Annotated in this window: 22 protein-coding genes; 15 read left to right on the plus strand and 7 right to left on the minus strand. The window is 71.3% G+C overall.

Going from position 1 to position 24,044, the window contains the following annotated elements; genetic code table 11:
• Positions 1–13 precede the first annotated feature (13 nt).
• Positions 14–1,330, plus strand: a complete 1,317-nt coding sequence (locus tag C2L58_RS42470) for a sensor histidine kinase (protein ID WP_146073791.1) — start codon at positions 14–16, stop codon at positions 1,328–1,330.
• Here the strand turns inward: C2L58_RS42470 and C2L58_RS42475 are convergent.
• Both C2L58_RS42475 and C2L58_RS42480 read right to left on the minus strand, forming a co-directional pair.
• Positions 1,272–1,877: a response regulator transcription factor gene (locus C2L58_RS42475; protein ID WP_103343275.1), complete on the minus strand. Its 606-nt coding sequence runs from the start codon at positions 1,875–1,877 to the stop codon at positions 1,272–1,274. The two genes, C2L58_RS42470 and C2L58_RS42475, sit on opposite strands and share 59 nt — an antisense overlap.
• Positions 1,878–2,075: 198 nt before the next feature.
• The gene (locus tag C2L58_RS42480) at positions 2,076–2,822 is read right to left on the minus strand and encodes a helix-turn-helix domain-containing protein (RefSeq protein ID WP_103343276.1); all 747 of its coding nucleotides are present in this window, start codon (positions 2,820–2,822) and stop codon (positions 2,076–2,078) included.
• A gap of 459 nt (positions 2,823–3,281) precedes the next feature.
• Here C2L58_RS42480 and C2L58_RS42485 point away from each other — a divergent pair, with 459 nt between their 5' ends.
• On the plus strand, positions 3,282–3,461 hold the full coding sequence (locus C2L58_RS42485) for a hypothetical protein (RefSeq protein WP_103343277.1): 180 nt from the start codon (positions 3,282–3,284) through the stop codon (positions 3,459–3,461).
• A gap of 163 nt (positions 3,462–3,624) precedes the next feature.
• Here the strand turns inward: C2L58_RS42485 and C2L58_RS42490 are convergent, their stop codons facing one another.
• Both C2L58_RS42490 and C2L58_RS42495 read right to left on the minus strand, forming a co-directional pair.
• Positions 3,625–5,967, minus strand: coding sequence for a sensor histidine kinase (locus C2L58_RS42490; RefSeq protein ID WP_103343278.1), 2,343 nt, complete (start codon positions 5,965–5,967; stop codon positions 3,625–3,627).
• Between the two features lie 159 nt (positions 5,968–6,126).
• Positions 6,127–6,639 carry a DUF899 family protein gene (locus C2L58_RS42495; RefSeq protein WP_233226239.1) on the minus strand — a complete coding sequence of 171 codons (513 nt, stop codon included), beginning with the start codon at positions 6,637–6,639 and terminating at the stop codon, positions 6,127–6,129.
• A 149-nt stretch (positions 6,640–6,788) separates the two neighbouring features.
• Between C2L58_RS42495 and C2L58_RS42500 the strand changes: the two genes are divergently transcribed.
• The gene (locus tag C2L58_RS42500) at positions 6,789–7,409 is read left to right on the plus strand and encodes an L-threonylcarbamoyladenylate synthase (RefSeq protein ID WP_103343279.1); all 621 of its coding nucleotides are present in this window, start codon (positions 6,789–6,791) and stop codon (positions 7,407–7,409) included.
• 178 nt (positions 7,410–7,587) lie between these two features.
• On the opposite strand, the gene C2L58_RS42505 is transcribed toward C2L58_RS42500, so the two are convergent.
• Entirely contained in the window at positions 7,588–8,286 is a 699-nt protein-coding gene (locus tag C2L58_RS42505) for a maleylpyruvate isomerase family mycothiol-dependent enzyme (protein ID WP_103343280.1), read from the minus strand.
• 137 nt (positions 8,287–8,423) lie between these two features.
• On the opposite strand from C2L58_RS42505, the gene C2L58_RS42510 reads away from it, so the two are divergent.
• Together C2L58_RS42510 and C2L58_RS42515 are read left to right on the plus strand one after the other, a co-directional pair.
• The gene (locus C2L58_RS42510) at positions 8,424–8,813 is read left to right on the plus strand and encodes a YciI family protein (RefSeq protein WP_103343281.1); all 390 of its coding nucleotides are present in this window, start codon (positions 8,424–8,426) and stop codon (positions 8,811–8,813) included.
• Positions 8,810–10,051 carry an RNA polymerase sigma factor gene (locus C2L58_RS42515; RefSeq protein ID WP_199191695.1) on the plus strand — a complete coding sequence of 414 codons (1,242 nt, stop codon included), beginning with the start codon at positions 8,810–8,812 and terminating at the stop codon, positions 10,049–10,051. Before C2L58_RS42510 ends, C2L58_RS42515 begins: the two co-directional genes overlap by 4 nt.
• A 39-nt stretch (positions 10,052–10,090) precedes the next feature.
• On the opposite strand, the gene C2L58_RS42520 is transcribed toward C2L58_RS42515, so the two are convergent.
• Both C2L58_RS42520 and C2L58_RS42525 read right to left on the minus strand, forming a co-directional pair.
• Positions 10,091–10,786: a winged helix-turn-helix transcriptional regulator gene (locus C2L58_RS42520; protein WP_233226240.1), complete on the minus strand. Its 696-nt coding sequence runs from the start codon at positions 10,784–10,786 to the stop codon at positions 10,091–10,093.
• Between the two features lie 47 nt (positions 10,787–10,833).
• A complete protein-coding gene (locus C2L58_RS42525) occupies positions 10,834–11,622 on the minus strand; it encodes an AfsR/SARP family transcriptional regulator (RefSeq protein ID WP_103343282.1) in 789 nt (262 codons plus the stop codon).
• A gap of 540 nt (positions 11,623–12,162) precedes the next feature.
• On the opposite strand from C2L58_RS42525, the gene C2L58_RS42530 reads away from it, so the two are divergent.
• From C2L58_RS42530 to C2L58_RS42575, 10 genes are all read left to right on the plus strand, one after another.
• Positions 12,163–13,062: a helix-turn-helix transcriptional regulator gene (locus C2L58_RS42530; RefSeq protein ID WP_233226241.1), complete on the plus strand. Its 900-nt coding sequence runs from the start codon at positions 12,163–12,165 to the stop codon at positions 13,060–13,062.
• A gap of 33 nt (positions 13,063–13,095) precedes the next feature.
• Positions 13,096–14,091, plus strand: coding sequence for a DUF1702 family protein (locus C2L58_RS42535; RefSeq protein ID WP_103343284.1), 996 nt, complete (start codon positions 13,096–13,098; stop codon positions 14,089–14,091).
• Between the two features lie 107 nt (positions 14,092–14,198).
• Positions 14,199–15,182, plus strand: coding sequence for a DUF1702 family protein (locus C2L58_RS42540; protein ID WP_103343285.1), 984 nt, complete (start codon positions 14,199–14,201; stop codon positions 15,180–15,182).
• Positions 15,179–17,152 (plus strand): FG-GAP repeat domain-containing protein, encoded by a 1,974-nt coding sequence (locus tag C2L58_RS42545; RefSeq protein WP_103343286.1) that lies wholly within the window; start codon positions 15,179–15,181, stop codon positions 17,150–17,152. Before C2L58_RS42540 ends, C2L58_RS42545 begins: the two co-directional genes overlap by 4 nt.
• 4 nt (positions 17,153–17,156) lie before the next feature.
• Positions 17,157–18,164, plus strand: coding sequence for an enediyne biosynthesis protein (locus C2L58_RS42550; protein WP_103343287.1), 1,008 nt, complete (start codon positions 17,157–17,159; stop codon positions 18,162–18,164).
• Entirely contained in the window at positions 18,161–19,534 is a 1,374-nt protein-coding gene (locus C2L58_RS42555; RefSeq protein ID WP_103343288.1) for a cytochrome P450, read from the plus strand. The genes C2L58_RS42550 and C2L58_RS42555 overlap by 4 nt, the downstream gene beginning before the upstream one ends.
• Positions 19,535–19,600: 66 nt before the next feature.
• A complete protein-coding gene (locus tag C2L58_RS42560; protein WP_199191696.1) occupies positions 19,601–20,137 on the plus strand; it encodes a DUF5987 family protein in 537 nt (178 codons plus the stop codon).
• Entirely contained in the window at positions 20,134–21,786 is a 1,653-nt protein-coding gene (locus C2L58_RS42565) for a GMC family oxidoreductase N-terminal domain-containing protein (RefSeq protein ID WP_103343290.1), read from the plus strand. The genes C2L58_RS42560 and C2L58_RS42565 overlap by 4 nt, the downstream gene beginning before the upstream one ends.
• Positions 21,787–21,948: 162 nt before the next feature.
• Positions 21,949–23,019: a carboxymuconolactone decarboxylase family protein gene (locus tag C2L58_RS42570; RefSeq protein WP_199191697.1), complete on the plus strand. Its 1,071-nt coding sequence runs from the start codon at positions 21,949–21,951 to the stop codon at positions 23,017–23,019.
• A gap of 80 nt (positions 23,020–23,099) precedes the next feature.
• The gene (locus C2L58_RS42575) at positions 23,100–23,897 is read left to right on the plus strand and encodes a TIGR03084 family metal-binding protein (protein WP_103343292.1); all 798 of its coding nucleotides are present in this window, start codon (positions 23,100–23,102) and stop codon (positions 23,895–23,897) included.
• Positions 23,898–24,044 lie beyond the last annotated feature (147 nt).

Below are 24,044 nucleotides of genomic sequence, written 5' to 3' on the forward strand. Positions count from 1 at the left end.
GGGGAGGCGGTGCGTGATCGCTGACGCGGTGGTGCGGGGAGCAAGACAGCGGTCGCGGTATCCGGTGCCGTCGAAGAAAGCGGCGCGGTCCCTTCCGGGCGCCGGCGCGGAAGGCTTGCCGGAAGGCGGCTTCCCGGCCCGCCTGGTCCACGTCGTGCACAGCGCCCTCTGCCTCGGGATCGGCGTGCTCGGGCTGCTCGGGCCGCTGCGAGAGGCCTCATCGTGGTCGCTGGCCCTCGCGGCGTGCGGCTACGCCGTGGTGCTGGTCGTGGTGCACATGGCCGGGTTCTGCTACGGCAGCGCCCGGTTCCGCGGACCCGCCCTGGCGGCGCAGGGCCTGCTCGGCCTGCTGCCGGTGCTGCAGCTGGGCGCCGCCTGGAGCCCGCTCGCCTCCTTCTTCGCGGGCAGTGTGCTGCTCGCGGCGAGGCCGGCGGTGTCCGTGCCGGTGCTCGTGCTGGTCACGGCCGGGGCCGCCCTCCTGACCGCGGGAGCGGGGACACCGGTGGTGTCGGTCGCCGACGGCGTCCACGGCGCGGTGCTCACCGCGGTGGCGGCCGGCGTCGTGTTCGGCCTCGCGTGGTTCAGCCGGCTGGCCGCCCGGTACGAGGTCGGCGGGCGCGAGCTGACCTCGCGGGCGATCGCCGAGGAGCGCCTGCGGTTCTCCCAGGACACCCACGACCTGCTGGGGCTGAGCCTGTCCGCGATCACCCTGAAGATCGAGCTGGCCCGCCGGCTCGTCGACACCGAGCCGGACCGGGCCAAGGCCGAGCTCGCCGAGCTCGTGACGATTTCGCGCAAAGCTCTCGCCGACGTGCGCTCGGTCGCGGCCGGGAGCCGGCAGTTTTCGTTGACGGAGGAGCGGCAGGCCGCGGCGGCGGTGCTGGAGACCGCCGGCGTGAGCGTGCGCTTCGGCCACAAGCTGCCGCACCTGCCCGAGCCGGTGGCCACCACGTTCGCGTCGATGCTGCGGGAAAGCGCCACCAACGTCGTGCGGCACAGCCAGGCGACGTGGTGCGAGCTCGCCGTCGGCGTGACCAAGGGCGAGGCCTGGCTGCGCGTCACCAACGACGGCGTCGTGCGGGAGACGGAGCAGAAGGACGACGGGGAGGAGCACGGCGCCGGCTTGCTGAACCTGCGGGACCGGGTCGGTGCCCTCGGCGGCACCCTCACCGCCGGGGCCGGGCCCGACGGGACGCACGTGCTGAGCGCGGCCGTGCCGCTTCAGCCGTTCCTGCCGCCCCGGCGCGGCGCGCGGCTGGTCCCGGAGCGGCTCAGAGCCATTCGGCTTCCGTGGCGATGCGGATCGCGTGCACGCGGTTCCGGGCGTTGAGCTTCGTGACCGACGCCGCCAGGTAGTTGCGCACCGTGCCCGGGGACAGGAACAGGTCCGCGGCGATGTCGGCGACGTTGCGCCCGCGCGCGGCGAGCGCGAGGATCTCCAGCTCACGCGGGGTGAGCGGGCAATCGTCGGCCTCCCAGGCCGACAGCGCCAGCTCGCTGTCGATGACCCGCCGGCCGGCCGCGACCGAGCGCACCGCGTTGGCGAGCTTGTCCGACGGCGCGTCCTTGAGCAGGAACCCGTTGACCTTGGCGTCGAGCGCGCGGCGGACCGTGCCCGGCCGGCCGAGGCTGGTCAGGATCAGGGTGTGGCACTCGGGAACGTGCTCGTGCAGCTCGGCCGCCGCGGTCAGCCCGTCCTTGCCCGGCAGGTCGATGTCGATGACGGCGACGTCGGGCCGGGTGGACCGGGCGGCGGGCAGGATTTCGTCACCGGAATCGACTTCCGCCACCACCTCGATGTCGGTCTCCAGGCTCAGGAGGGCAACGAGCGCGCCGCGGACCATGTCCATGTCTTCGGCCAGCAGAACCTTAATCACACTGTGTTCCTCGCATCCCCCAGCCGAGCCCATTCCCCGCAGGAATTGTACGCCACCTTCCGGCTCTTCCGGAGTAATCACCCGATGGCGACGGCTTCGCCCCCGGGAGGGCATTTCTGCCGTCCCGGGGGCGAAGCCACTCGGTAATCCTTTTCGCCGCGGATCTTCCCGCGGTCGCTCCGCCGGCGGCGGCCCGGCTCAGACCGCGATCGCCCGGTGCGCCGGGGCGGGCGTCAGTTCGGGCAGCGCCAGCAGGACCGGCGGGTCGAAGCGGTGCCGCGGCCGCAGCCCCACGTCGGCCAGGTGCGCGGTCACTTCGGGCTGCACCGTGACCGGTCCGGACAACCCGGTCAGCGCACGGGGACCGCACTCGTCGAACACGCCGTAGGCGCAGGCGATGACGTACCAGGAGCCCTCCGGAACGCCGGTCAGCGCGTAGGAGCCGAGGCCGCCCGGGAGCACGGCGTACCGGGCCGGCGCGCCTTCGGCGATCCGGGCCGGGAACAGCCCGACGAACACCGGACCGCGCTGCCGGACGGGCGGGAAGGAGACTCGCCCGCGCACGGTGCCCGTGCACTCCGGCGTTTCGCCGCGCTCGGGAAGCCGGTCGGGCCGCCCGCGGCGCCGCCGGAACCCCGTCGGGGAAAGGCCGACGCTGCCGCTGAAGCGGGCGCTGAACGTGCCGACGCTGTTGTAGCCGACCTGGTAGCTGATCTCGGTGACGGAGCTCGCCGTCGTGGCGAGCAGCCGCTTGGCCTCGGCCAGCCGCAGTGCCGAAAGGAAGCGGCCCGGGGACAACCCGGTCGCCCGCAGGAAGATTCTCGTGAAGTGGAACTTGCTGAACATCGCGGCGCGCGCGAGATCGTCGACGGTGAGGTGCTCGCCCAGGTTGCCCTGCATGGTCTCGATGGCGCGTGCCACGGCCTGTCGCACGATGTGGTCCATGGTGGCCGCCCTCCGCTGGCCGGGTGCCTGCCGGGCGGGTTCCCTGCGAACGCGACCGACGATGGCAGATTTGGTATGCGAGAACTGTAGGCGCGGAGCCGTCTACTTCTTAAGTGCTCATCGACACCCGTTGGGAATGGCTTTTGCAAGTGCCGGGTATGCGTTTTGCATATGTTCGCCGTCGGAGTGTTGATCCGCCGGTGAGCGGGTATTCGGGCGGCGGGAGCGGTCCGAGTGGTGTGGGGGATTGCTCGCGGAATCGGTCACACACGGCTACCGGCCGATGCGTACCGCAGTGATCAATCGCTCGTACTGGTCCGTTCGGGGGTAGGCAAGACACTGTTCGGCTTAGCGGGAAACCACGAGGGTCCGGTGTTGTGGGCACTGGCTGTCGGGCCCCCGCTGAGCGGAATAATTGCTAGTGAGAAAAGAAGTTCGCCAACGACTGGGGAGCACATAATGAGTTCTCGGATTACCACTGACATCCCTGCCCTTTTCGACGGACTGGGTATCGACATCCGCGATGTCGACGCCGGCCTCGTCATCGAGCGTTTCGAACTGTGGGGTCGTGAGCCCGCGGGGCACGAGGCGCCGATGCGGGGAACCATCTGCCGAATGGACCTGATGGAAGCCGCCTGATCGGCGGCGGGCGATCATCCGGTACGGCGAATTCACCGTGCCCGGGAACTCGCCCGATCGGGAGACGGAATTTCGCTCGGCGGTGCCGGTATTGCGGTCCGCCGCGTGGAATGCCGTGGTGTGTCCGGAAATGCCGGACGTGCCGGAGCGGAAAATCGCGGGCTCAGGCCGGGAGGACCGCGTGCAGCCGGAATCGGCCGTCGGGCTCCACGCCGGCCGTCAATTCGCCGCCGAGGTCGGCCACCCGGTACGACAGGTTGCCGATGCCGCTGCCCGGCGGCCGGCGGTGCGGTGCGGCACCGTCGCCGGCCGCGGGCGGGGCCGCATCGGGGCCGGCCACGCCGTCGTTGACGATCTCCAGGCTGACCCCGCCGTCCACGCGGCGCAGTGCGATGTCGCAGCTCTCGACCTGGCTGTGCCGGAGGACGTTCGTCACCCCTTCGCGCAGCACCACGGCCAGCACGGTGCGCACGGCCGAGGACAGGTCCTCGGAGAGCAGCGTCTCCATGCGGAGCCGGACGTCGGCCGCGGCGAGCACGGACCGCACCGTGCGGGACTCGTTCTCCAGCGACAGTTCGCGGTGGCCGCTGGCGACCGACCGCACGTCCGACAGCGCCTGGCGGGTGAGGCCGAGGATCTCGGTCAGCTCGGTCGCCGCGCGGCCGCGGTCGATCGCGAGCATGCGGGAGGTCAGTTCGCTCTTCAGCGCGATCGCCGAAAGGCTCATCCCGAGCAGGTCGTGCAGGTCGCGCGCGAACCGCAGCCGTTCCTCGGCGAGGGCCGTCTCGGCCAGCCGGCGGCGGGTGTGGTCCAGTTCGGCCACCAGCCGGACCAGCCACAGCAGACCGAACACGGTCAGCCCGGTCATCACCGTGGCCGCCGTGAAGAACACCAGGGACGCGGCCCCGGTGCCGGCCCGGTATTCGATCCACGCGTACGCCGCGGTGTTCAAGGCGAAGAAGGTCCAGCCGGCCACCGGCGGGAGGACCAGCAGGGCCGTGCCGATCAGCAGGCCGGGGATGCTCACCCAGTCCTGCTTCAGCGGCAGCAGCGGCAGGTAGGTCAGGCAGGCCTGGACCAGCAGCATCCCGTAGGTCTGGGCCGAGCGCAGCGAGGTCGCCGGCCGGTTGAAGTAGGAGAACTGCAGGGTCAGCAGGGCCACGATGGAGCCGATCACCAGGGCGAGCCGCCAGGGTTCCGTGGTCAGCCGGAGGGCGTGCAGGGTCGCGCCGACGCCCATCAGCGACATCGTCGCCGGCAGCAGCCAGCGGAACAGTGTCGACTGTGGCCGGTCGGTTTCGCCGGGGCCGGTCACCGGCCCGTCCGGCCGGCCCGGGACCGGGAGCTCGACGCGCAGCACGAACCGGCCGTCGGGACCGGCTTCGGTGGTCGCCGTGCCCCCGAGCTCGGCCACCTCGTCGGGGAGCTTCGAGAGCCGGCTGTCCGGCCCGATCGCCGCCCCGTCGGCCGCAACGCCGTCGTTGACGATCTGCAGCGTGACCTTGTCGCCGTGCTGGACGATGTCGATCTCGCAGTGTTCGACGTCGCTGTAGCCGAGGACGTTGGTGACGCCCTCCCGCAGCACCCTGGCCAGGGTGGTCCGCGCCTGGACCGGCAGGTCGCCCCAGTCGAGGCGCACCTGGACGTCGATCTCCGAGGCGGCCAGCAGCGACTCGGCGGTCCGGGACTCCTTCTCCAGCGACAGCTCGCGGTACTCGCGGGAGACCGCCCGGACGTCGGAGAGCGTGCGCTGCGCGGTGGCGGTCATCTCGTCCAGTTCGGTCTTGGCCAGGTCCGGCGACTTCCGCAGCAGGTGGTGCACCAGCTCGCCCTTGAGCGCGATCGCGGACAAGCTGAGCCCGAGCAGGTCGTGCAGGTCGCGGGCGAACACCAGCCGCTGCTCGGCGACCGCCCGCCGGGCGAGCTCGGTGCGGGCCCGGTGCAGCTCGTCGACCATCCGCGCCAGCCGGGCGAGCTGGTAGAAGACCAGGCAGTAGAAGATCGAGGCGAGCGTGCTGTAGAGCGCGCTCAGCGGGTTGTTCTCGTAGATGGAGTAGGTCCAGGCGATGCTGAGGCACACCGCGGCGAACGCGGGCCAGGCGTAGCGGGCCGGCAGGACCAGCAGGACCGCGCCGCCGACGAAGTCCGGCATGTCGGCCCACAGCAGGCCGAAGGTGGGGATCGGCGCGTAGGCCAGCAGCACCATCACGCCGAGGAGGACCCGGCTGGTCGTCGAATCCAGCCGGGCCGACGGGCGGCTGAACCAGAGCAGCTGGATCGCCAGCAGCCCGGCGATACCGGCGATCCCGTAGGCGGCGTGGAGCGGGTCGACGGAAGCGGGCAGGAGATTGGCGAGCCCCACGACGCCGAACCCGGCGACCACCACGACGATGATGCTGGCGGCCAGGAAGGTCGCCGGCCGCCGCCGGTCCGCCTTGGTGGTGCCACGGGGCTCCACCGTGGCGGAGAGCGCCGCCGCGGGGTGGTGTCCGGCTCCCGGTGACATCTGCTCTGCGATCCTCCGGCGGTGGGCGAAGCACGGGTTCGGCCGGCCGGACCCGTGCTTCCCCACGCCGGCCGGTCGGGGTCATTCCATGGAAACACGCGGGAAGCGCGTTCGCGCGATGGCCGTGCACCGGGCCGGGCCGGGTGGCGCAGCGCCGGTTCAGCCCAGGCGCGGTCCGCCGGCCACGCCCGCGAGGCAGAGAAAATCCAGGTACGGCACGGCGACCGAGCCGAGGTGCTGCACGAAACCGCCGTCCATCCGGAAGAAACTCAGCCCGGGCGCGTCTTCCCGGTCGTCGCAGCCGGTCCCGGCGAGGTACCGCGTCGCGGGGAAGTCCGAGCCGAACGCCGTGCTCAGGGCGGAGTACGCCGCCAGGTCCCAGCCGAAGTGGGCGCCGTACTGCGCGAGCTTCGCGTACGGGGCGTGGGAAACCAGCACCAGCCGCGTGCCGGCGGCGTGCATGGCCCCGGCGAGCTCGCCGGGTGCCACGGCGGCGCCCGGACGGGCACGGTCGGGCACCCGGTGGTGGACGGCGAGCCGCCGGTACCCGGCGAACAGCCCGGCCAGGTCCACCTCGCCCCCGGGGCCGGTGAAGCGGTAGTCCTCCGCCGGCACGACGCGGGGCCGGGCCAGCGGCGGGCGGGTGCGGTCGGGCAGCGCCAGTCCGTTCACAGTCGCCTCCTCGGAAAGCACAAGGGTCTGTCCGGATTATGCGGTCGCGGCCGGAGCGCCGTCACCGTCCGGGACGGTTCTGAGCACAGTGGAAGACGCGGCCGGGGTCACCGGGCGTCGCAGCGGGACGGAGGCTTAGGCTCGCGGTCATGGCCAGGTACTTCGACGTCCACCCGGACAACCCCCAGCGGCGCACCGTCGGCCAGATCGCGGAGCTGGTGCGCCAGGACGGCCTGATCGCCTATCCGACGGACTCCTGCTACGCGCTGGGCTGCCGGCTCGACAACCCGCAGGGGCTCGACCGGATCCGGGCGATCCGCCGGCTCGACCGGCGGCACCACTTCACCCTCGTCTGCGAGAACTTCGCGCAGCTCGGGCAGTTCGTGCACGTCGACAACGCGGTGTTCCGCGCGATCAAGGCCGCGACCCCGGGCAGCTACACGTTCATCCTGCCGGCGACCAAGGAGGTGCCGCGGCGGCTGATGCACGAGAAGAAGAAGACCGTGGGCGTGCGCATCCCGGAGCACGTCGTCGCCCAGGCGCTGCTCGCGGAGCTCGGCGAGCCCCTCGTGTCGAGCACGCTGCTCCTGCCGGACGTGCCCGAGCCGCTCACCCAGGGGTGGGAGATCAAAGAGGAGCTCGACCACGTCCTCGACGCGGTCGTCGACTCCGGCGACTGCGGCGTCGAGCCCACCACGGTGGTGGACTTCTCGTCGGGGGAAGCCGAGATCGTCCGCCGCGGCGCCGGGGACCCCGCCCGCTTCGAGTGACACTCCCGGGTGGACCTCGCGGCCGGGTCCTCTGGGGTGATCAACGCGATGTTGCGGAAACCGCCCGCCGCCGCTCCGTGACCTGGCCACTCGCTCCGCCGGACACGCCGCCTGCTACCAGGCGGACCTCACCACCGCCGCCATCGGGCTCCGGCTCCGAGGACTCACCGGACAGCTCCTAATCCGCTTCGGATGTCCAAAAGGGATTGTGCCGCGTCCGCGCCAGCTCCGCCCAGCGGGTGGCCTCGCCCGCGGTGGTGACGGCCAGCCGGGCGGGCGGGCGTCGGCCGGTGAACAGCAGGCAGAAGTCTTCCGCCGGGCCGGTCACCCGGTCCGCCGCGCCGGCCGGGCCGAACTCCCACCGCGTGCCGGACGGCGCCGTGAGCTCGAAGCGGAACGGTGCCGCCGGCGGCGGGCCGTGCCCGGTGTAGGCGTCGTCGCGGGTGCGCACGCCGTAGTAGGCGACGTGGCCGACGCTGTCGTTGCGGGGCAGGCGGACGCCGAGGACGTCGGCGATGTCCTGACCGCGGGCGAACACCGCGGTGAGCAGGGCGGCCGCGAGCACGGACGGCCGCACCGGCCCGCCCGGCCAGTCGATTTCCCCGTCCGCGGCGGCCAGCAGCTCGGTCGCCTTCCGGTGCTCCGAACGCCAGCCCAGGACGGCGTCCCCGAGCGTCCCCGAGGCGGTGATGGACGGGGCCGAGGCGCTGTCCTCGCCTTCGACGCTCAGCACCACCCGCCTGGCCACGACGGTGAGCTCGGCGAGGTGGCCGGTGATCACCCGGCCGGCGGGCAGCAGCACCTTCTCCTCGTGCTCGCGGACGAGCTCCGCGAGGGTGTCCGCCTCGGTACCGAGGTCGGCGTGCACATCCTGCATGGTGCCTCCCTCCGGACGATGATCGAATGCCCGGATCTCGATGCTCCCGCCGGGACGCGCCCGCCGACCACTCACAGGTTGCGGTGCCGGATCGGCTATGTTGCCACCAGGGCCGGCCGAACGCGGGGAGCCGTATTTTGAAGTACCTCTTGGCGATGTACATGAACCCGGAAGTCTGGGACGGCTTGTCCGAGCAGGACAAGGACGACGTCATGACCGGCCACGGCGAGTTCATCCGCCGCATCCGCGAGTCCGGCGAGATGATCAGCACCCAGGCGCTCGACGCGCCGGCCAAGAGCGCCGTGGTGCGGGTGAAGAACGGGATGCCGGCGATCACCGACGGCCCGTTCGTCGAGTCGAAGGAGTTCCTCGCGGGCTACTACCTCGTCGAGTGCGCCAGCCAGGAGCGGGCGTACGAGGTGGCCGCGATGATCCCGGACGCGAAGATCGACGGGCTCGGCATCGAAGTCCGCCCGGTGGTGTTCTTCGCCGACTCGGAGACCGAATCCGAGGTCGTCGGCGGGTGAGCCGGCCGGCGGACGTCGGCGAGCTGCTCCGGCCGCTGGTGCCGCGGGTGCTGGGCGTCCTCGTGCGCCGCTACGGCCAGTTCGACGCGTGCGAGGACGCGGTGCAGGAGGCGCTGCTCGCCGCGTCCGAGCAGTGGCCGGGCGAAGGCGTGCCGGACAACCCGCACGGCTGGCTCGTGGCCGTCGCCGCGCGCCGGCTCACCGACCACTGGCGCAGCGAAAGCGCGCGCCGCCGCCGGGAAGAGACCGTCGCGGCGCGGGAACCCGCGGACGCCGCCGCGGTCGCCGGTCCCGGGGACCAGCGCGCGCCCGACCGCGACGACACGCTGACGCTGCTGTTCCTGTGCTGCCACCCCGCGGTTTCGCCGCCGTCGCAGGTGGCGCTCACCCTCCGCGCGGTGGGCGGCCTGACGACCGCCCAGGTCGCCAAGGCGTTCCTCGTGCCGGAAGCCACGATGACCCGGCGCATCACGCGCGCCAAGGAAAGCATCGCGGCCGCCGGGTCGACGTTCGGCGAACCGGCACCGGCGGAGTACGCCGAGCGGCTGTCGGTCGTGCTCCAGGTGCTCTACCTGATCTTCAACGAGGGGTACACCGCGACGTCCGGGACGGACCTGCGGGTGCCGGCGCTCGCGCGGGAGGCGATCCGGCTGACCCGGGCGGTGCACGCGCTGCGCCCGGACGACGGCGAGGTGGCCGGGCTGCTCGCGCTCATGCTGCTCACCGACGCCCGCCGGGACGCCCGGGACGGGCCGGACGGGACGCTGGTGCCGCTGGCCGAGCAGGACCGCGGCCGCTGGGACCGCGCGATGGTCGCCGAAGGCGCCGCGCTCATCGGCCGGGTGCTGGGGCGCGGTCCGGTCGGGGCGTACCAGGTCCAGGCGGCGATCGCGGCGCTGCACGACGCGGCGCCGAGCGCGGAGAGCACCGACTGGGTGCAGATCACGCAGCTCTACGAAGTGCTGCAGGAACTCGCGCCCAGTGCCGTGGTCACGTTGAACCAGGCGATCGCGGTGGCCATGGTCGAAGGCCCGGCCCGCGGGCTGGAGCTGCTGGACTCCATCGCCGACGACGGCCGGATGAAGCAGAGCCACCGCTTCGACGCCGTGCGCGCGCACCTGCTGGAGCAGGCCGGCGAGCCCGAAGCCGCCCGCGAGCACTACCGCCGCGCGGCGCGGCGCACGGCGAGCCTGCCCGAGCGGCGGTACCTCGAGGAGCGCGCCGACCACCTCGGCTGAGTCCCCGCCCCGGGGTCAGCGCGGGATCCGGCGGGGGACTCAGTGCAGGGCGATGCCCGCTGCGGGTTCGGGCGCGGTTTTGAGCTGGAAGAGCCGGGCGAACAGTTCGAGGTTGTCGAGGTCGCCCTCGAGCGAAAGGCGGCCGGAGCGCACCGCTTCCGCCGGGCTCGCCTGGCCGCTGATGACGTCCAGCAGCGCCGATCCCTGGTCGCACCGGATGACCAGGTCGGCGTCGGCGTGGCGGCCTTCGGACACCTCGAGCGCGCCGTCGTCGACGACGACCCGGAGGACCATCTTGCCGGGGTACTGGATTTCGTAGGCGACCCGGACGCCGGCCGCGGCCTCGCCCTGGAAGGTCGTGTAGAGCGAGAGGATCGCCGCGTCCAGCGTGAAGACGTCGCCGGAGGCGGGCCGGCCGAGCGACCTCGCGCCCCACAGGCCGAGGTCCAGCAGGATGCGGTCGAGCTCGCTCCCGTACTCGGTGAGCTCGTAGACCAGCCCGGCGTCGAGGTCGGCGCGGACGCGGCGGCGGACCACCCCGGACGCCTCCAGCTCGTTGAGCCGGGCGGAGAGCATGCTCGGCGGGATCCTGGGCAAGCCCGCCTTCAACTGGGTGTAGCGCTTCGCGCCGAGGACGAGGTCGCGCACGATGAGCAGGGCCCAGCGTTCGCCGACGAGCTCCAGTGCGCGAGCCAGTCCGCAGAACTGGCCGTAAGTTCGGGTGGGTGCGGTCACGGGTCCTCACTTCGGGCAGGTGGTCGGTCGGTCCGGGCGGCGAGGCGTCAGCTGTGGTCGCCTTCGGAGATGAGGTCGTGGTGCAGGATCTGCAGATCCGCGCACGGCTCGACGCCGAGCTCCTCGCTCAGCCGCTTCCGCAGCGTGCGGTAGACGAGCATCGCGTCGGACCGGCGGCCGCTGCGGCCCAGCACCCGCATGAGCTGGCCGTGCAGGGCTTCGTCGAGGGGGTTCCCCGCCGTCACCGCGCGCAGTTCCCCGATCACCTCGCGGTGGTGCCCGCTGGCGATCTCGGCCTCGAAGAGCATGTGCATCGTCGTGCGCCGCTGCTCCAGCAGCTCCACGGTGTACGGGAGGAGCATCGGACCCGAGGGGACGTTGGCCAGCGGCGGCCCGTTCCACACGTCGAGCGCGGAGCGGAACCGCTCGACGGCCGCGGCGTACTGTTCCTCGCGCAGCAGCTCCTGGCCTTCCTGGTGCAGCTGCCCGAACCGGAAGACGTCGACCTGGGCCGGGTCGATCCGGAACACGTACCCGGGTGCCTTGGTTTCCAGCAACGAGCCGAGGCCGTGCTCGTCGAGGCAGCGGCGCAGGTGGTAGACGTAGGTGTGCATGGTGGTCCGCATGGTGCGCGGCGGCTTGTCGGCCCACAGCTCCTGGGCGATCGCGTCGGCGTGCACCATCTTGCCGGGCCGCAGCACCAGCAAGGCCAGCAGCTGCAGGAGTTTCGGCGTGGTCGGCGCGTAGTCGACGCCGTCGCGCACCAGGGCCAGCGGGCCGAGCACGGTGAACCCGGTGTCGATCCCGAGCCGTTGCGCGGGGATGTCCGGAACCATGACCGGGCTGTCCGCTAGATTTTTCGTCGAGTACATGTCGGGCGCCTCCAGTAAGACCCGTCGCGTTTCCCAAGCTCCCCAGTGAAGCCGTACCGGCCGCGGGCCTTTCTGTTTTCGACAGTGTCAGACGCGGCGGTGCCCAGCCAGTGACCCGTCCACCAGAGTCGAGATGTGTTTCTCCGGGCGGTCCCGTGCACCCCGCACTTCCTGAGGGGGGTGCCGCGCACGCCGGCCGGCCGGGAACGCCGAGGTAAACCGCAGGTCCTGATCTTCCCCATAGCCGTGAGAACGCCGATTGTGGTCGCTATCACGCGCCGCGCGCACAGGTGCGTCGTACCGCGGTATTCGGCGGTCACGCGGCGGGTATGCGTTTCACACATTGCCGTCCGGGACCTCCGCACAGGGGCCCGGACCGGCCCCGCCGGCCCTCCATCGGAGATCGACCGGACTGCGAGGCACGGCGTCTTACCTGGCTAAGTAGGAAATTGACGTCGTTGCGAATTCGAGGTAGTTCTGATGATCTTGCGATCGGTTGCGTCCATGAGTGCCGAGATCGCGTCGTCGGCAGGTGCGGAGCGAAATGGCCGGGAGGCGGACCCGGCCCGGGGCAAGGCCGTGCCGCCCGCCGTGCTCCGCGCGATCGAACTGATCCTCGAGCGGTACTTCGAGCCCATCACGCTGTCGGCCCTGGCGTCCGAGGTGTACGTGAGCCCGTTCCACTTCTCCCGGATCTTCGCCAAGGCGACGGGGGTGACGCCGGGCCGGTTCCTCACCGCGGTGCGGTTGTTCGAAGCGAAGCGGCTGCTCCTGACGACGTCGCTCACGGTGTCGGACATCGTCTGCAGCGTCGGGTACAGCAGCGTCGGCACGTTCACCAGCCGCTTCCTGCGCTCGGTCGGGATGACCCCGACCGCGTACCGGGACCCGGAAGTCGGCGAGCTGCTGGTGGCGCACTCCGCCCACTTCCAGCGGCTGCCTTCGCTGCGGTCCCTGCGCGAGGCCGGCAGCATGCGGCCGTCCCTGCCCTCCGGCGGCGGGCGGCTCACCGTGCGGCTGCGGATGCCGCCGGAGGCCGCGCGGGCCAACGTGCTCGTCGGTGTCTTCGCCGACGCGGTCCCGCAGAGCAGCCCGGTGGCCTTCGGTGGTGTCGCGGACGCGCTGTCCACCGACCTGACCATCGACGGCGTGCCCGAAGGCACCTGGACGGTGAACGCGGTGGCCGACCACGGCGCGGTCCGCGACGTCCACGCCGGCCCGGCCTTCACCATCGCCTCGGCGCCGGTGACCGTGACGGGGTCCGAGCCCGCCGAAGTCACGATGCGGCTGCACCCGCCGTCCCTGACCGACCCGCCGGTCGCCGTCACCTTGGCTTCGCACCAGTCGCCGGCGGGAGAGCGAGCCTTGCCGGCCCAGCGGTCGCACCTGCACGCGGTCGCCTGATCGTCCCGAAAACCGACAACCAGAAGGATTCCGATGTCGACTTTCCTGGGTGTCCTGCGCAAACGCGTGCTGGCGCCGCCACTGGCCTCCGTCGGTTTCGCCGAACGCGGCTTCCCGGTCACGCACACCGAAGCGACGGCCCGGCTGGAGGCGGTTCCGCAAGCGGTGGTGTGCGGGTTCGAATGGGCCGTCGAAGGCGCCTCGCTGTGGGAGATCGAGCGCCGGCTCGCCCTCGTCGAGCCGGAGCAGCGCGGCTTCGCCTACGAGGGCGCGACGATGGGCTACAGCATCCTCGACGCCATGCCGGGCGGCGGCCGCGACCGCACCCGGGCGCTGCTGGAAGGACCGGGGCGCCCGCACATCTTCCTGACCTACATCGGGATCGGCTTCGCGATGGCGCGGCTGCCGCGTCCACTGTGGAAGAACATCCTGCCCGAGCTGACCGGGGTGGCCCACCACCCCGTGATGAGCTGGCTCGCCGTCGACGGCTACGGCTTCGACCGCGCCTACTTCGACACGGACAAGTGGATCGGCGAGCAGGCGGAGCCGGTGCCCTACCCGTGGGCCGGCCGTCCCGAATACTTCGCCCGGGCCTTCGACCAGGGGGTGGGCCGCGCGCTGTGGTTCATCCACGGCGGGAACCCGGACGCCGTCGCCGCCGCGGTCGGGCGCTTCGCCGAACACCGCCGGGCCGACCTGTGGAGCGGGGTCGGGCTCGCCTCGACGTTCGCCGGCGGGGCCGACCAGCACGGGCTGGGCCGGCTGCGCCAGGCGGCCGGGGAGTACTTCGACGAGCTGGCCCTCGGCGTCGTGTTCGCGGTGAAAGCGCGGACGTACGCCGGCCACATCCCCACCCACACCCACCTCGCGGCCGGCGTGCTCACCGACTTGACCGTGCAGGCCGCGCAAAACCTCGCCGACAGCACCGAACAGGCCGACGGCGACGACGGGCCGCAGCCGCCCTACGAACTGTGGCGGGAGCGCATCCGCGCCGAGTTCCGCCCGGAAGCCCGTCTGCGGGCGAGCTGAAAAGCGCTCGCACGCAACCGTGGAGTAGACCGCCGAACAGCGAATCTGTGACGGTAGAAGTGAAGAGCAGGACCAAACCTTTATTCGACCCGAAGGGGGAGAGTGCGTTGGGCAATGGTTGGCGCGCGTTCAGACGTCGCATCCTGACACCGGACATCTCGGAGACGTCGCTGGCGAAGCGTGGTTTCCACCGGAAGAGCCCGGCCGCTCAAGAACTGCTCGAGACGGTCGGCGAAAAGTTCCTCCTCGGTTACGCGCACGCGGTCGAGGCTCGCTCGCCGGAGCAGGCCGAGGAATGGCTGGAGCGCATTCCCCCGCAGTTCCGCGGCTTCGCCTACGAAGGCGCCGGGATGGGCTACGGCGTGCTCGACGGGCTGCCCTTCGGCAAGAGCACCAACATCGCCGAGTTCCTGGGCGGCCCGGCCGCGAAGCACGACTACATCGTCTACGTCGGGGTCGGCTGGGCGATGGCCCGCATCCCGCGGTTCACCTGGCCGAAGGCGACGGACTTCGACCCGCTGCTGCGCTGGCTGGTCCTCGACGGCTACGGCTTCCACCAGGCGTACTTCAAGACCGACTCCTACGTCCGGAACCAGTACCAGGAAAAGGATTTCCCCTGGCCGGACCGGCGGTACGACGGCTACGCGCTGCGGGCCATCGACCAGGGCATCGGCCGGGCGCTGTGGTTCGTCTGCGGCACCGACGTTTCGCTGGTGACCAAGACGATCGAGGAGTTCCCGGAGTCGCGCCACGGCGACCTCTACGCCGGGGTGGGGCTGGCCTCGACCTACGCGTGCGGTGTCTCGGCCGACGAACTGGCGGAACTGGTCGACCGGGCCGGGATCCACCACGGGCAACTGGCGCAGGGAAGCGCTTTTGCCGCCGAAGCCCGCGTGCGCGCGGGCCTGCTGATCCCGGAGACCGAGGTCGCCACCCGCGCGATCTGCGGCCTCCCGGCCGAGCGGGCCGCCGCGATCACGCAGGAGGTCCGCCCGGCCGTCGTCGTCGACGGTGACGACGTCCCGGCGTTCGAGACCTGGCGGCAGCGGATCGCCGAAGAAGTGCTGACCCACGGAGGGAAGAAGAAATGACCACGACCTTCGGCTGGTTGCGCAAGCAGCTGGCGGGCATCGTGGCGCTGGTGCTGATCCTCGGCCTGTTCCTGGTCGCGCGGCTACCCAGCGTCTCCGCTGCCGAGCAAGACGCGATGGCGAGCAAGTTCCACTTCACCCCGATGTCGCTCGCGCTGCCGGCGGCGAAGAAATCGCAGTCGATCCGCACCGTCAACAAGGAGTACGAGAAGATCTCGGCCTGGATCTCCTCGGTCGGCGCCGCGATCGCGCTCAACGACATCAGCGGCAGCGGCAAGCCCAACGACATCTGCCTGGTCGACCCGCGCAGCGACCAGGTCGTCATCACGCCGACGCCGGACTCGGGCCCGCGCTACGCGCCCTTCGCGCTCGACCCCGCGCCGGTGCTGCCGACGTGGGACTACATGGCGCCGATGGGCTGCGTCCCCGGTGACTTCAACGAAGACGGCCGGACCGACCTGCTGGCCTACTACTGGGGCCGGACCCCGGTCCTGTTCATGCAGAAGGCCACCGCGACCAAGTTCGACGCGTCCGCGTTCACCCCGACCGAGCTGGTGCCCGGCGACCACCGCGGCCCGGACGGCAAGTACAGCGGTCCGCTGTGGAACACCGACTCCGCCACCATCGGCGACTTCGACGGCGACGGGCACACCGACATCTTCATCGGGAACTACTTCCCGGACAGCAAGGTCCTCGACCCGAACGCCGACGGCGGCATCACGATGAACCAGTCGATGTCGCACGCGAAGAACTCGGGCGGCAAGTACATCTACCGCTGGACCGGCGCCACCTCGGGTGCACAGCCGAGCGCGCAGTTCGCCGACGCCTCCCAGGGCATCCCGGAGCCCGCGCGCTCGGGCTGGACCCTGGCGTCCAGCGCGACCGACATCGACGGCGACAGCCGGCCGGAGCTCTACATCGCCAACGACTTCGGGCACGACCACATGCTGTACAACAAGTCCACGCCGGGCAACGTGAGCTTCGGCGAGGTGACCGGGGTGCGGAGCATCACGGATCCGAAGTCGAAGGTGCTGGGCAACGACTCCTTCAAGGGGATGGGCGTCGACTTCGGCGACCTGAACCACGACGGCCTCTACGACCTGTTCGTCAGCAACATCACCACGTCGTGGGGTATCGAAGAGTCGAACTTCCAGTTCATGAACACCGCGAAGAACGCCGAGGACCTGCGCAAGCAGCTGCACGACGGCGTCGCGCCGTTCCACGACGACAGCGCCCAGCAGGGGACGGCGTGGTCCGGCTGGGGCTGGGACGTCAAGATCGAGGACTTCAACAACAGCGGCGAGAACCAGATCGCGCAGGCGACCGGGTTCGTCAAGGGCCAGGTCAACCGCTGGCCGAACCTGCAGGAGCTGGCCACGGCCAACGACGGCCTGCTGTCCAACCCGTTCTGGTGGCCGAACGCGCGCGCCGGGGACGACATCGGTGGTGACCAGACCCTGCACTTCTTCGTGAAGAGCTCGGACGGCCGCTACGCCGACCTCGCGCCGCAGCTCGGGCTCGCGGTGCCGGTGCCCACCCGCGGCATCGCCGTCGGCGACACCGATGGTGACGGCCTGCCCGAGTTCGCGGTGGCACGGCAGTGGGAGGAGCCGATCTTCTACCACAACGACAGCCCGAAATCCGGCAAGTTCCTCCAGCTGAAGCTGACCACCGACGCCCCGGTGGCGCCCGGCCCGCTGCCCGCGGCCGGCCCGCCCGCGATCGGCGCCCAGGCGACGGTCACGACCTCCGACGGCAAGAAGTACCTCGGCCGGGTCGACGGCAGCAGCGGCGAGGGCGGCCGGCGCAGCTTCGACGTCCAGATCGGGCTCGGGCAGAACGTCACCGGCCCGCTCGACGTGCACCTGCAGTGGCGGGACCGGACCGGGCAGGTCCGTACGCAGGACCTGAAGCTCCAGCCCGGCTGCCACATGTACAAGCTCGGCACCACGGCGATGGAAGAGATGTGACATCATGACCAGCCCGACTCTGACCAAAGTGGACACCGCGCCACCGAAGCGGACGAACAAGGTCGTCACCGCACTGCGCCGCTTCGCCATCTCGATCACGATCTTCAACATCCTGGGCTACACCGTGCTCGGCTTCGAGCAGCCGTGGCTGTACCCGTTCCTCGCGCTGGCGACCGCGTACACCACCGAGATCGTGCTCGAAATCATCAACGCCCGGGTGACCCACCGCGACGTGCGGTTCCGGGGCAACGGGTTCAAGGGCCTGGTGGAGTTCCTGTTCCCGGCCCACATCACCGGGCTCGCGCTCAACATGCTCACCTACGTCAACGACCGCTGGCAGGTCATGGTGTTCGGCGTGGTCGTCGCGGTCGGCGCCAAGTGGGTCCTGCAGGCCCCGGTGTACGGCCGGATGCGGCACTACATGAACCCGTCGAACTTCGGCATCACGATCATCCTGCTGGTGTTCCCGTGGGCCAGCATCGCCCCGCCGTACCACTTCAGCGAGAAGGTGGACACCTGGGTCGGCTGGCTGATCGTCGGCATCATCCTGTTCTCGGGGACGATGCTCAACGCGATGCTCACCGGCCGGATGTTCCTGGTCGCGGGCTGGCTGATCTTCTTCGTGGTCCAGGCCGTCCTGCGTGGTGTCATCTGGGGCACCGCCATCCCCGGCGCGCTGGGGATGGCCACCGGGATCGCGTTCGTGCTCTACACGAACTACATGGTCACCGACCCGGGCACGTCGCCGTCCAAACCGGTTTCGCAGTTCGCGTTCGGAGCCGGGGTGGCGCTCACGTACGGGTTCTTCACCGCCGTGCACGTGGCGTACGGGCTGTTCCTGGCGACCGCGACCGTGTGCCTGATCCGCGGCGCCTTCCTGTGGGCGCTGCACTTCTCGAACAAGGCGCGGATCAAGTTCGAGGCCGACCAGGCCGAACAGAAGGCCCAGCTCGAGCTCACCGCGCCCGAGCCGGCCGTCGACGAAGAGAAGCCGGGAGCTGTTGCGGCATGACCGGCTCATCGCACGAAGCCCGGGCGGCGCGCACCGCGCCGCCCGGGCCCCCGCGCCGGGCGACCTTCCGGTTGCTGAAGCAGTTGTTCACCGACCGGCTCGCGCTCATGGGCGACAACGCCGAGGACTACGGCGACGTCGTCCGCATCGCCATCGGACCGAAGGCGATGTACCTCGTCAACCACCCGGACCTGGCGAAGCACGTCCTCGCCGACAACGCCGCGAACTACCACAAGGGCATCGGCCTGCAGGAGGCCCGCCGTGCCCTCGGCGATGGCCTGCTCACCAGCGACGGCGAGACCTGGCGCCGGCAGCGCCGGACCATCCAGCCGGTGTTCCAGCCCAAGCGGATCGCCAGTCAGGCCACGGCCATCGCGTCCGAAGTGGACAGCCTGGTGAAGCGGCTGGCCGCGCACGACGGGCCGGTCGAGATCCTGCACGAGATGACCGGGCTGACGCTCGGCGTGCTGGGCAAGACCCTGCTCGACGCCGAGCTCGGCGGCTTCGACACCCTGAGCCACTCGTTCGAGGCCGTGCAGGACCAGGCCATGTTCGAGGCGGTCACGCTGAGCATGGTCCCGCAGTGGGTGCCGCTGAAGAAGCAGCTGGACTTCCGGACCGCGCGCGACGACCTGCGCCGGATCGCCGACGAGCTGGTCGACCAACGGCTCGCGAACCCGGTCGAGAACGGCGAAGACGTGCTGTCGCGGCTGATCGCCACCGGCTCCGGGGACGGCGCCTCGCGGGAGCGCATGCGCGACGAGCTGATCACGTTGCTGCTGGCCGGGCACGAGACGACGGCGAGCACGCTCGGCTGGGCGTTCCACCTGATCGACGAGCACCCGGAGGTCGGCGAGCGGCTGCACGCCGAGGCCGTCGAGGTGCTCGGCGACCGGCTGCCCGGGCACGAGGACCTGCGGAAGCTGACGTACACGATGTCGGTCGTCGAAGAGGTCATGCGGCTGTACCCGCCGGTGTGGCTGCTGCCGCGGGTCGCGCAGGCCGACGACGAGATCGGCGGGTACCACGTGCCCGCCGGGTCCGACGTCGTCGTCGTGCCCTACACGCTGCACCGGCACCCGGAGTTCTGGAGCGACCCCGAGCGCTTCGACCCGGGCCGGTTCACCGCGGCCGAGCGGCCGCCGCGCTACGCCTACCTCCCGTTCGGGGCCGGGCCGAGGTTCTGCATCGGCAACAGCCTCGGGGTGATGGAGGCGGTGTTCGTGCTGGCGACCGTGGCCCGCGACCTGCGCTTGCGCAAGCTGCCCGGCTACCACGTCGAGCCCGAAGCGATGCTCTCGCTGCGGGTGCGCGGCGGGCTGCCGATGACCGTGCACGAGCGGGCGGCGGAGCTGCGCCGGGCCGCATGACGTCCACTGGAACTGCGATGAGGAGGTAGGCCCGTGCCACCCGAGGCCACCGAAGAAGAACGTGTCATGAACCTGACCCTCGAGGCCTTCGCGGACACGATCGTGCCGGGGGAGAAGCGGTTCCCGGGCGACCGCGCGATCGCCGGGGCCGCCCCCGGCCCGGGTTCGGTGGCGGCGGGCGCGCTCGAGCTGCTGAACTTCGACGCGACCGGCGTCACGGCCGGCCTGCCCTACCTCGCGCAGTCGGTCAACGACCACGCGAAGTCCTACGCGGGCGAGGCCGAAGTCGAACTGGACGACGACGTCCCGCCGTTCGTCGCGCTGCCGTACGAGCACCGCCGCGAGCTGGTGCGGCGGCTGACCGCGCCGGGGCACCCGGAGAAGGACGGCTGGGTCAGCCTCGCGCTGTTCTGCAACATGGCCTACGACAGCGCCGCACACCGGCACACCGCCGAGGCCATCCGCGACGGGCACCCGGGCCTGCTGGCCCTCGGGTACACCGAGCCCGACGCCGACGGCTTCTGGCGGTTCCCGCGGTACGGCTACGGCCGGAAGCTGGCCGAAATCCACCCGGACACGACGGAATCGGGGAGTCCCGCATGAGCACGGTCGAGAAGACCGACGTCGTCATCGTCGGCAGCGGATTCGGCGGGTCCATCCCCGCGTACCACCTCGCCGCGGGCGGGGCCAAGGTGACCGTGCTGGAACGCGGGCCGTGGCTGGCCGCGGACGACTACGAGCACGACTACCTGCTCGGTTCGTCCTACACCCGGGTGTTCGACTTCACCGTCGGCGACGGGATGAGCGTGCTCGGCGGCAACTGCGTCGGCGGCGGCAGCGTGGTGTACTTCGCCGCGATGCCGCGGGCGCCGAAGTTCGTCTTCGAGCGGCACGGCAGCATCGGGCACCGCATGTGGCCGCAGGCCATCTCGCGCGACTCGCTCGAGCCGTGGTACGACCGCGTCGACGAGTCGATGCCGGTGTCCACACAGGACTGGAACGACGTCTCCTACGCGGGTGGCCTGTGGGCCGCCGCCTGCAACCACTCCGGGCGCACGGCGAACCCGGCCCCGGTCGCGGTGGACAACGCCAAGTGCGTGAACTGCAACTTCATGATGGCCGGCTGCAAGTTCGACGCGAAGCGGTCGATGCTGACGAACTACCTGCCGGCGGCGTTGGCGCACGGCGCGCAGATCCGGCCGCTGCACGAGGTCCAGCGCCTGGAGCGGACCGAGGACGGCGGCTACCGCGTCCACTTCGACATCGTCGACGACGAGGACTACCGCGTCCACACCGGCAGCGGCGTGCTCGAGGCGAAGGTCGTCATCATCGCCGCCGGCGCCGGGGCCACCCCGGTGATCCTGCAGCGCTCGGAAGCCACGCTCGGCGAGATGCCGCACGGCGTCGGCCGGTACTTCTCCGGCAACGGCGAGCGGCTCAACACCGCGATCATCGACGAGGACCGCGTCCGCGAGGTGCTCGGGCTCTCCCGCGAGGACGGCCCGGTGTACTCGGCCAACCACATCGGCAAGGGCCCGACCGTCGCGAACTGGGACAAGCTCGACGGGTCGTTGCCGGAGTACGAGCGGTACTCGCTGGAGCAGCTGTACTTCCCGCCCGGCCTGGGCACCATTCTCGCCCAGGTGCCCGGTGGCGAGGAGCCGCGCTGGTTCGGGGCGGAGAAGAAGGAAATCCTCAAGCAGTGGGCCAACTGGCTCACGATCTTCCTGATGACCGAAGACGACAACGAAGGCGTCTTCGGCACCCCGCCGCCGACCGGGAACGCCTACCGGATCTCGCAGCAGATGCTCGGCCGCGGTTCGCTGCGCTACGACCCGACGGAGAACACCCGGCACGGCTGGGCGCTGGCGGACGCCGACTGCAAGGCGATCATCGAGAAGGACGGCCTGGCGAAGGTCGCGCCGTGGACCAACGACGTCGTCGGCGCGTACACCGTGCACCCCCTGGCCTCGTGCCGGATCGGGGACGACCCGGCGACGTCCGCGCTGCACCCGAACCACGAGCTGCGCAACCACCCGGGCATCTTCGTCACCGACAGCGCGTCGGTGCCGGGCGCGCTGACCGTGAACCCGGCGATGACCGTCGCGGCGCTCGCCGAGCGCTCGATCCCGGGCATCGTCCGGGCGCTGCAGGACCGCGGCGTCGACGTCAAGTACGGCGCCCCGGCGCCCGACGGCTCGATCACCGGACGGCGTGCGGTGTCCAAACTGGACCTGGTTGCCGGGAACTGAGGTACGAAACCGTCGACACGCGTGATCGGGAGGTCGACACGCGTGATGGAGAAGCCGACACGCCGCGGCGGAGCACGCCGGCCGTGTCGACCCTCCAATCACGTGAGTCGACTCCCTGATCACGGGTGCCGGCGCTCTGATCACGCGGATCCGGGAGGACGAATGGCGCCGGGAGTGGTGCGGGTCGCGTTGCGGCGGACGCTGCGGGAGGTCAAGTACGTCGAGGCCGTGCGGCCGCGGCGGGCGCGCGGGCTCGTGAAGGACGTTTACCGGCAGGTCGAGCGGGACTTCGGGATGCTCGCCCCGCCGATCGCGCTGCACTCGGCTTCGCCGGACGCGCTCGCCGCGGCGTGGCTGATGCTGCGGGAGTCGCTGGTCGCGGGCGGGGCGGCCCGCCGGGCCGACAAGGAGGTCGTCGCGGCCGCGGTGTCGGCGGCGAACTCGTGCCCGTACTGCGTCGAGGTGCACGCGATGGCGATCGGCTCCCTGGGCGATCCGGACGCGGCGGCCGCCATCGAAGCGGACGCCGTCACGGCGATCCGGGACCGGGACACGCGCGAGCTCGCGGCGTGGGCGCGGGGTGAGGGTCCGCTGCCCGCGGACGTCTCCGCGCCCGCCGCGGCCGAGCTGGCCGCCGTGGCCGTGACGTTCCACTACCTCAACCGCATGGTGAACGTGTTCCTCGGCCCGTCGCCGCTGCCGGACTCCGTGCCGCCGTCGGCGCGGGCGAAAGCCAAGGCGGTACTGGGTTTCCTGCTCAAGCCGGGGGAGGCGCCGCCGCCCGGCGAGTCACTCGGCCTGCTGCCCGCCGCTTCCGCCGACGGCCCGGACCGGGCGTCGCCGGGCGGTGTGCTGAGCGACGCCTTCGCGCGCGCCTCGGCGGCGATCGGGGCAGCGGGCGAACGCTCGGTGCCGGCCGGCGTGCGGGACCTCGTCCGCCGGGAAATCAAGGTCTGGGACGGAAAACCGCCCGGGCTCAGCCGGGCCTGGACCGAACCGGTGCTCGCCGAACTCCCCGCCGCCGACCGGCCGGCGGGCCGGCTCGCCCTGCTCGCGGCCCAAGCGCCGTACCAGGTCGACGCCGCCGACGTCACGGCGTTCGGTCCGGAGGGGACGGACGATCGCGCGCTGGTGGAGCTGGTGTCGTGGGCGAGTCTCACCGCGGCCGTGGCGGCCGGTGACCGGCTGCCGGTCCGCCCGCCAAGAGAAGACCCCGCCGTCCGGCGCGGGTGATGATCGGAAGGTCAGATCGCCCGCACGCAGCCGATCTGCGGGCCCACGAGAAGACGACGTATCGGGGAGAGGACAGACAGGTGAAGGACACCACTGGCGTGATCGCGGATCTGACCGCGGAGGCCGCCGAAGTCGACGCACTCGTCGCCGGCCTGAGCGAAGAGGAGTGGGACACGCCCACCCCGGCGCCGGGCTGGCACGTCCGGCACCAGATCGGGCACCTCGCGTTCATCTTCCGGATCGCCGGCCTTTCGGCAGCGCAGCCGGACGCCTTCGTCGAGATGGCCAAGGCTTCCGCCGCGGTCGGGTTCGAGAAAGCGGTCGAAGGCGCGCTGCAGGAGTACATCCACGACCCGGCGGAGGTCCTCCTGGGCCGCTGGCGCGCCGAGCGCGACACGGCGATCAAGGCCCTCGCGGCCGTGCCCGGCGACCAGCTGGTGCCGTGGCTGGTCAACCCGCTGCCGCCGTACGTGCTGGCGTGCGCCGGGATGATGGAGGTGTTCGGGCACGGCCAGGACATCGCCGACGCACTGGGTGTCCGTCCGAAGCGGACGGACCGGATCAAGCACCTGGCCGGGTTCGCCGTGCGGGTCCGGGACTTCGGCTACGAGGCGCGGAACCTGACGCCGCCGGACGAGGAGTTCCGGTTCGAGCTCACCGCCCCTTCGGGCGCGGAGTGGACGTTCGGGCCGGCGGACGCGACCCAGCGGATCATCGGCAGTGCCGAGGACTTCTGCCTGCTCGTCACCCGGCGGCGGCACCGCTTCGACCTCGACCTGCACGCGACGGGCACGCTGGCCGACCAGTGGCTCGACATCGCCCAGGCCTACCGCGGGGCGGCGGGCGAGGGACGACGTCCGGGCCAGTTCGACGCCTGAGTCCCTTGTGGACAATGCGGGTCCTTGTCCGGTCGTGCTGTTGATCCGGCCACCGGCAGGAACAGAAGAAGACGGTCCGCATCGCCCGGGGATGCTGGACTGAACGGCCCGGTAGCCCGGGCTACCGGGCAGCGGCGGCGCCGCCAG

Origin of the sequence: Amycolatopsis sp. CA-126428, assembly GCF_002904335.1 — a bacterium.
Lineage (GTDB): Bacteria > Actinomycetota > Actinomycetes > Mycobacteriales > Pseudonocardiaceae > Amycolatopsis.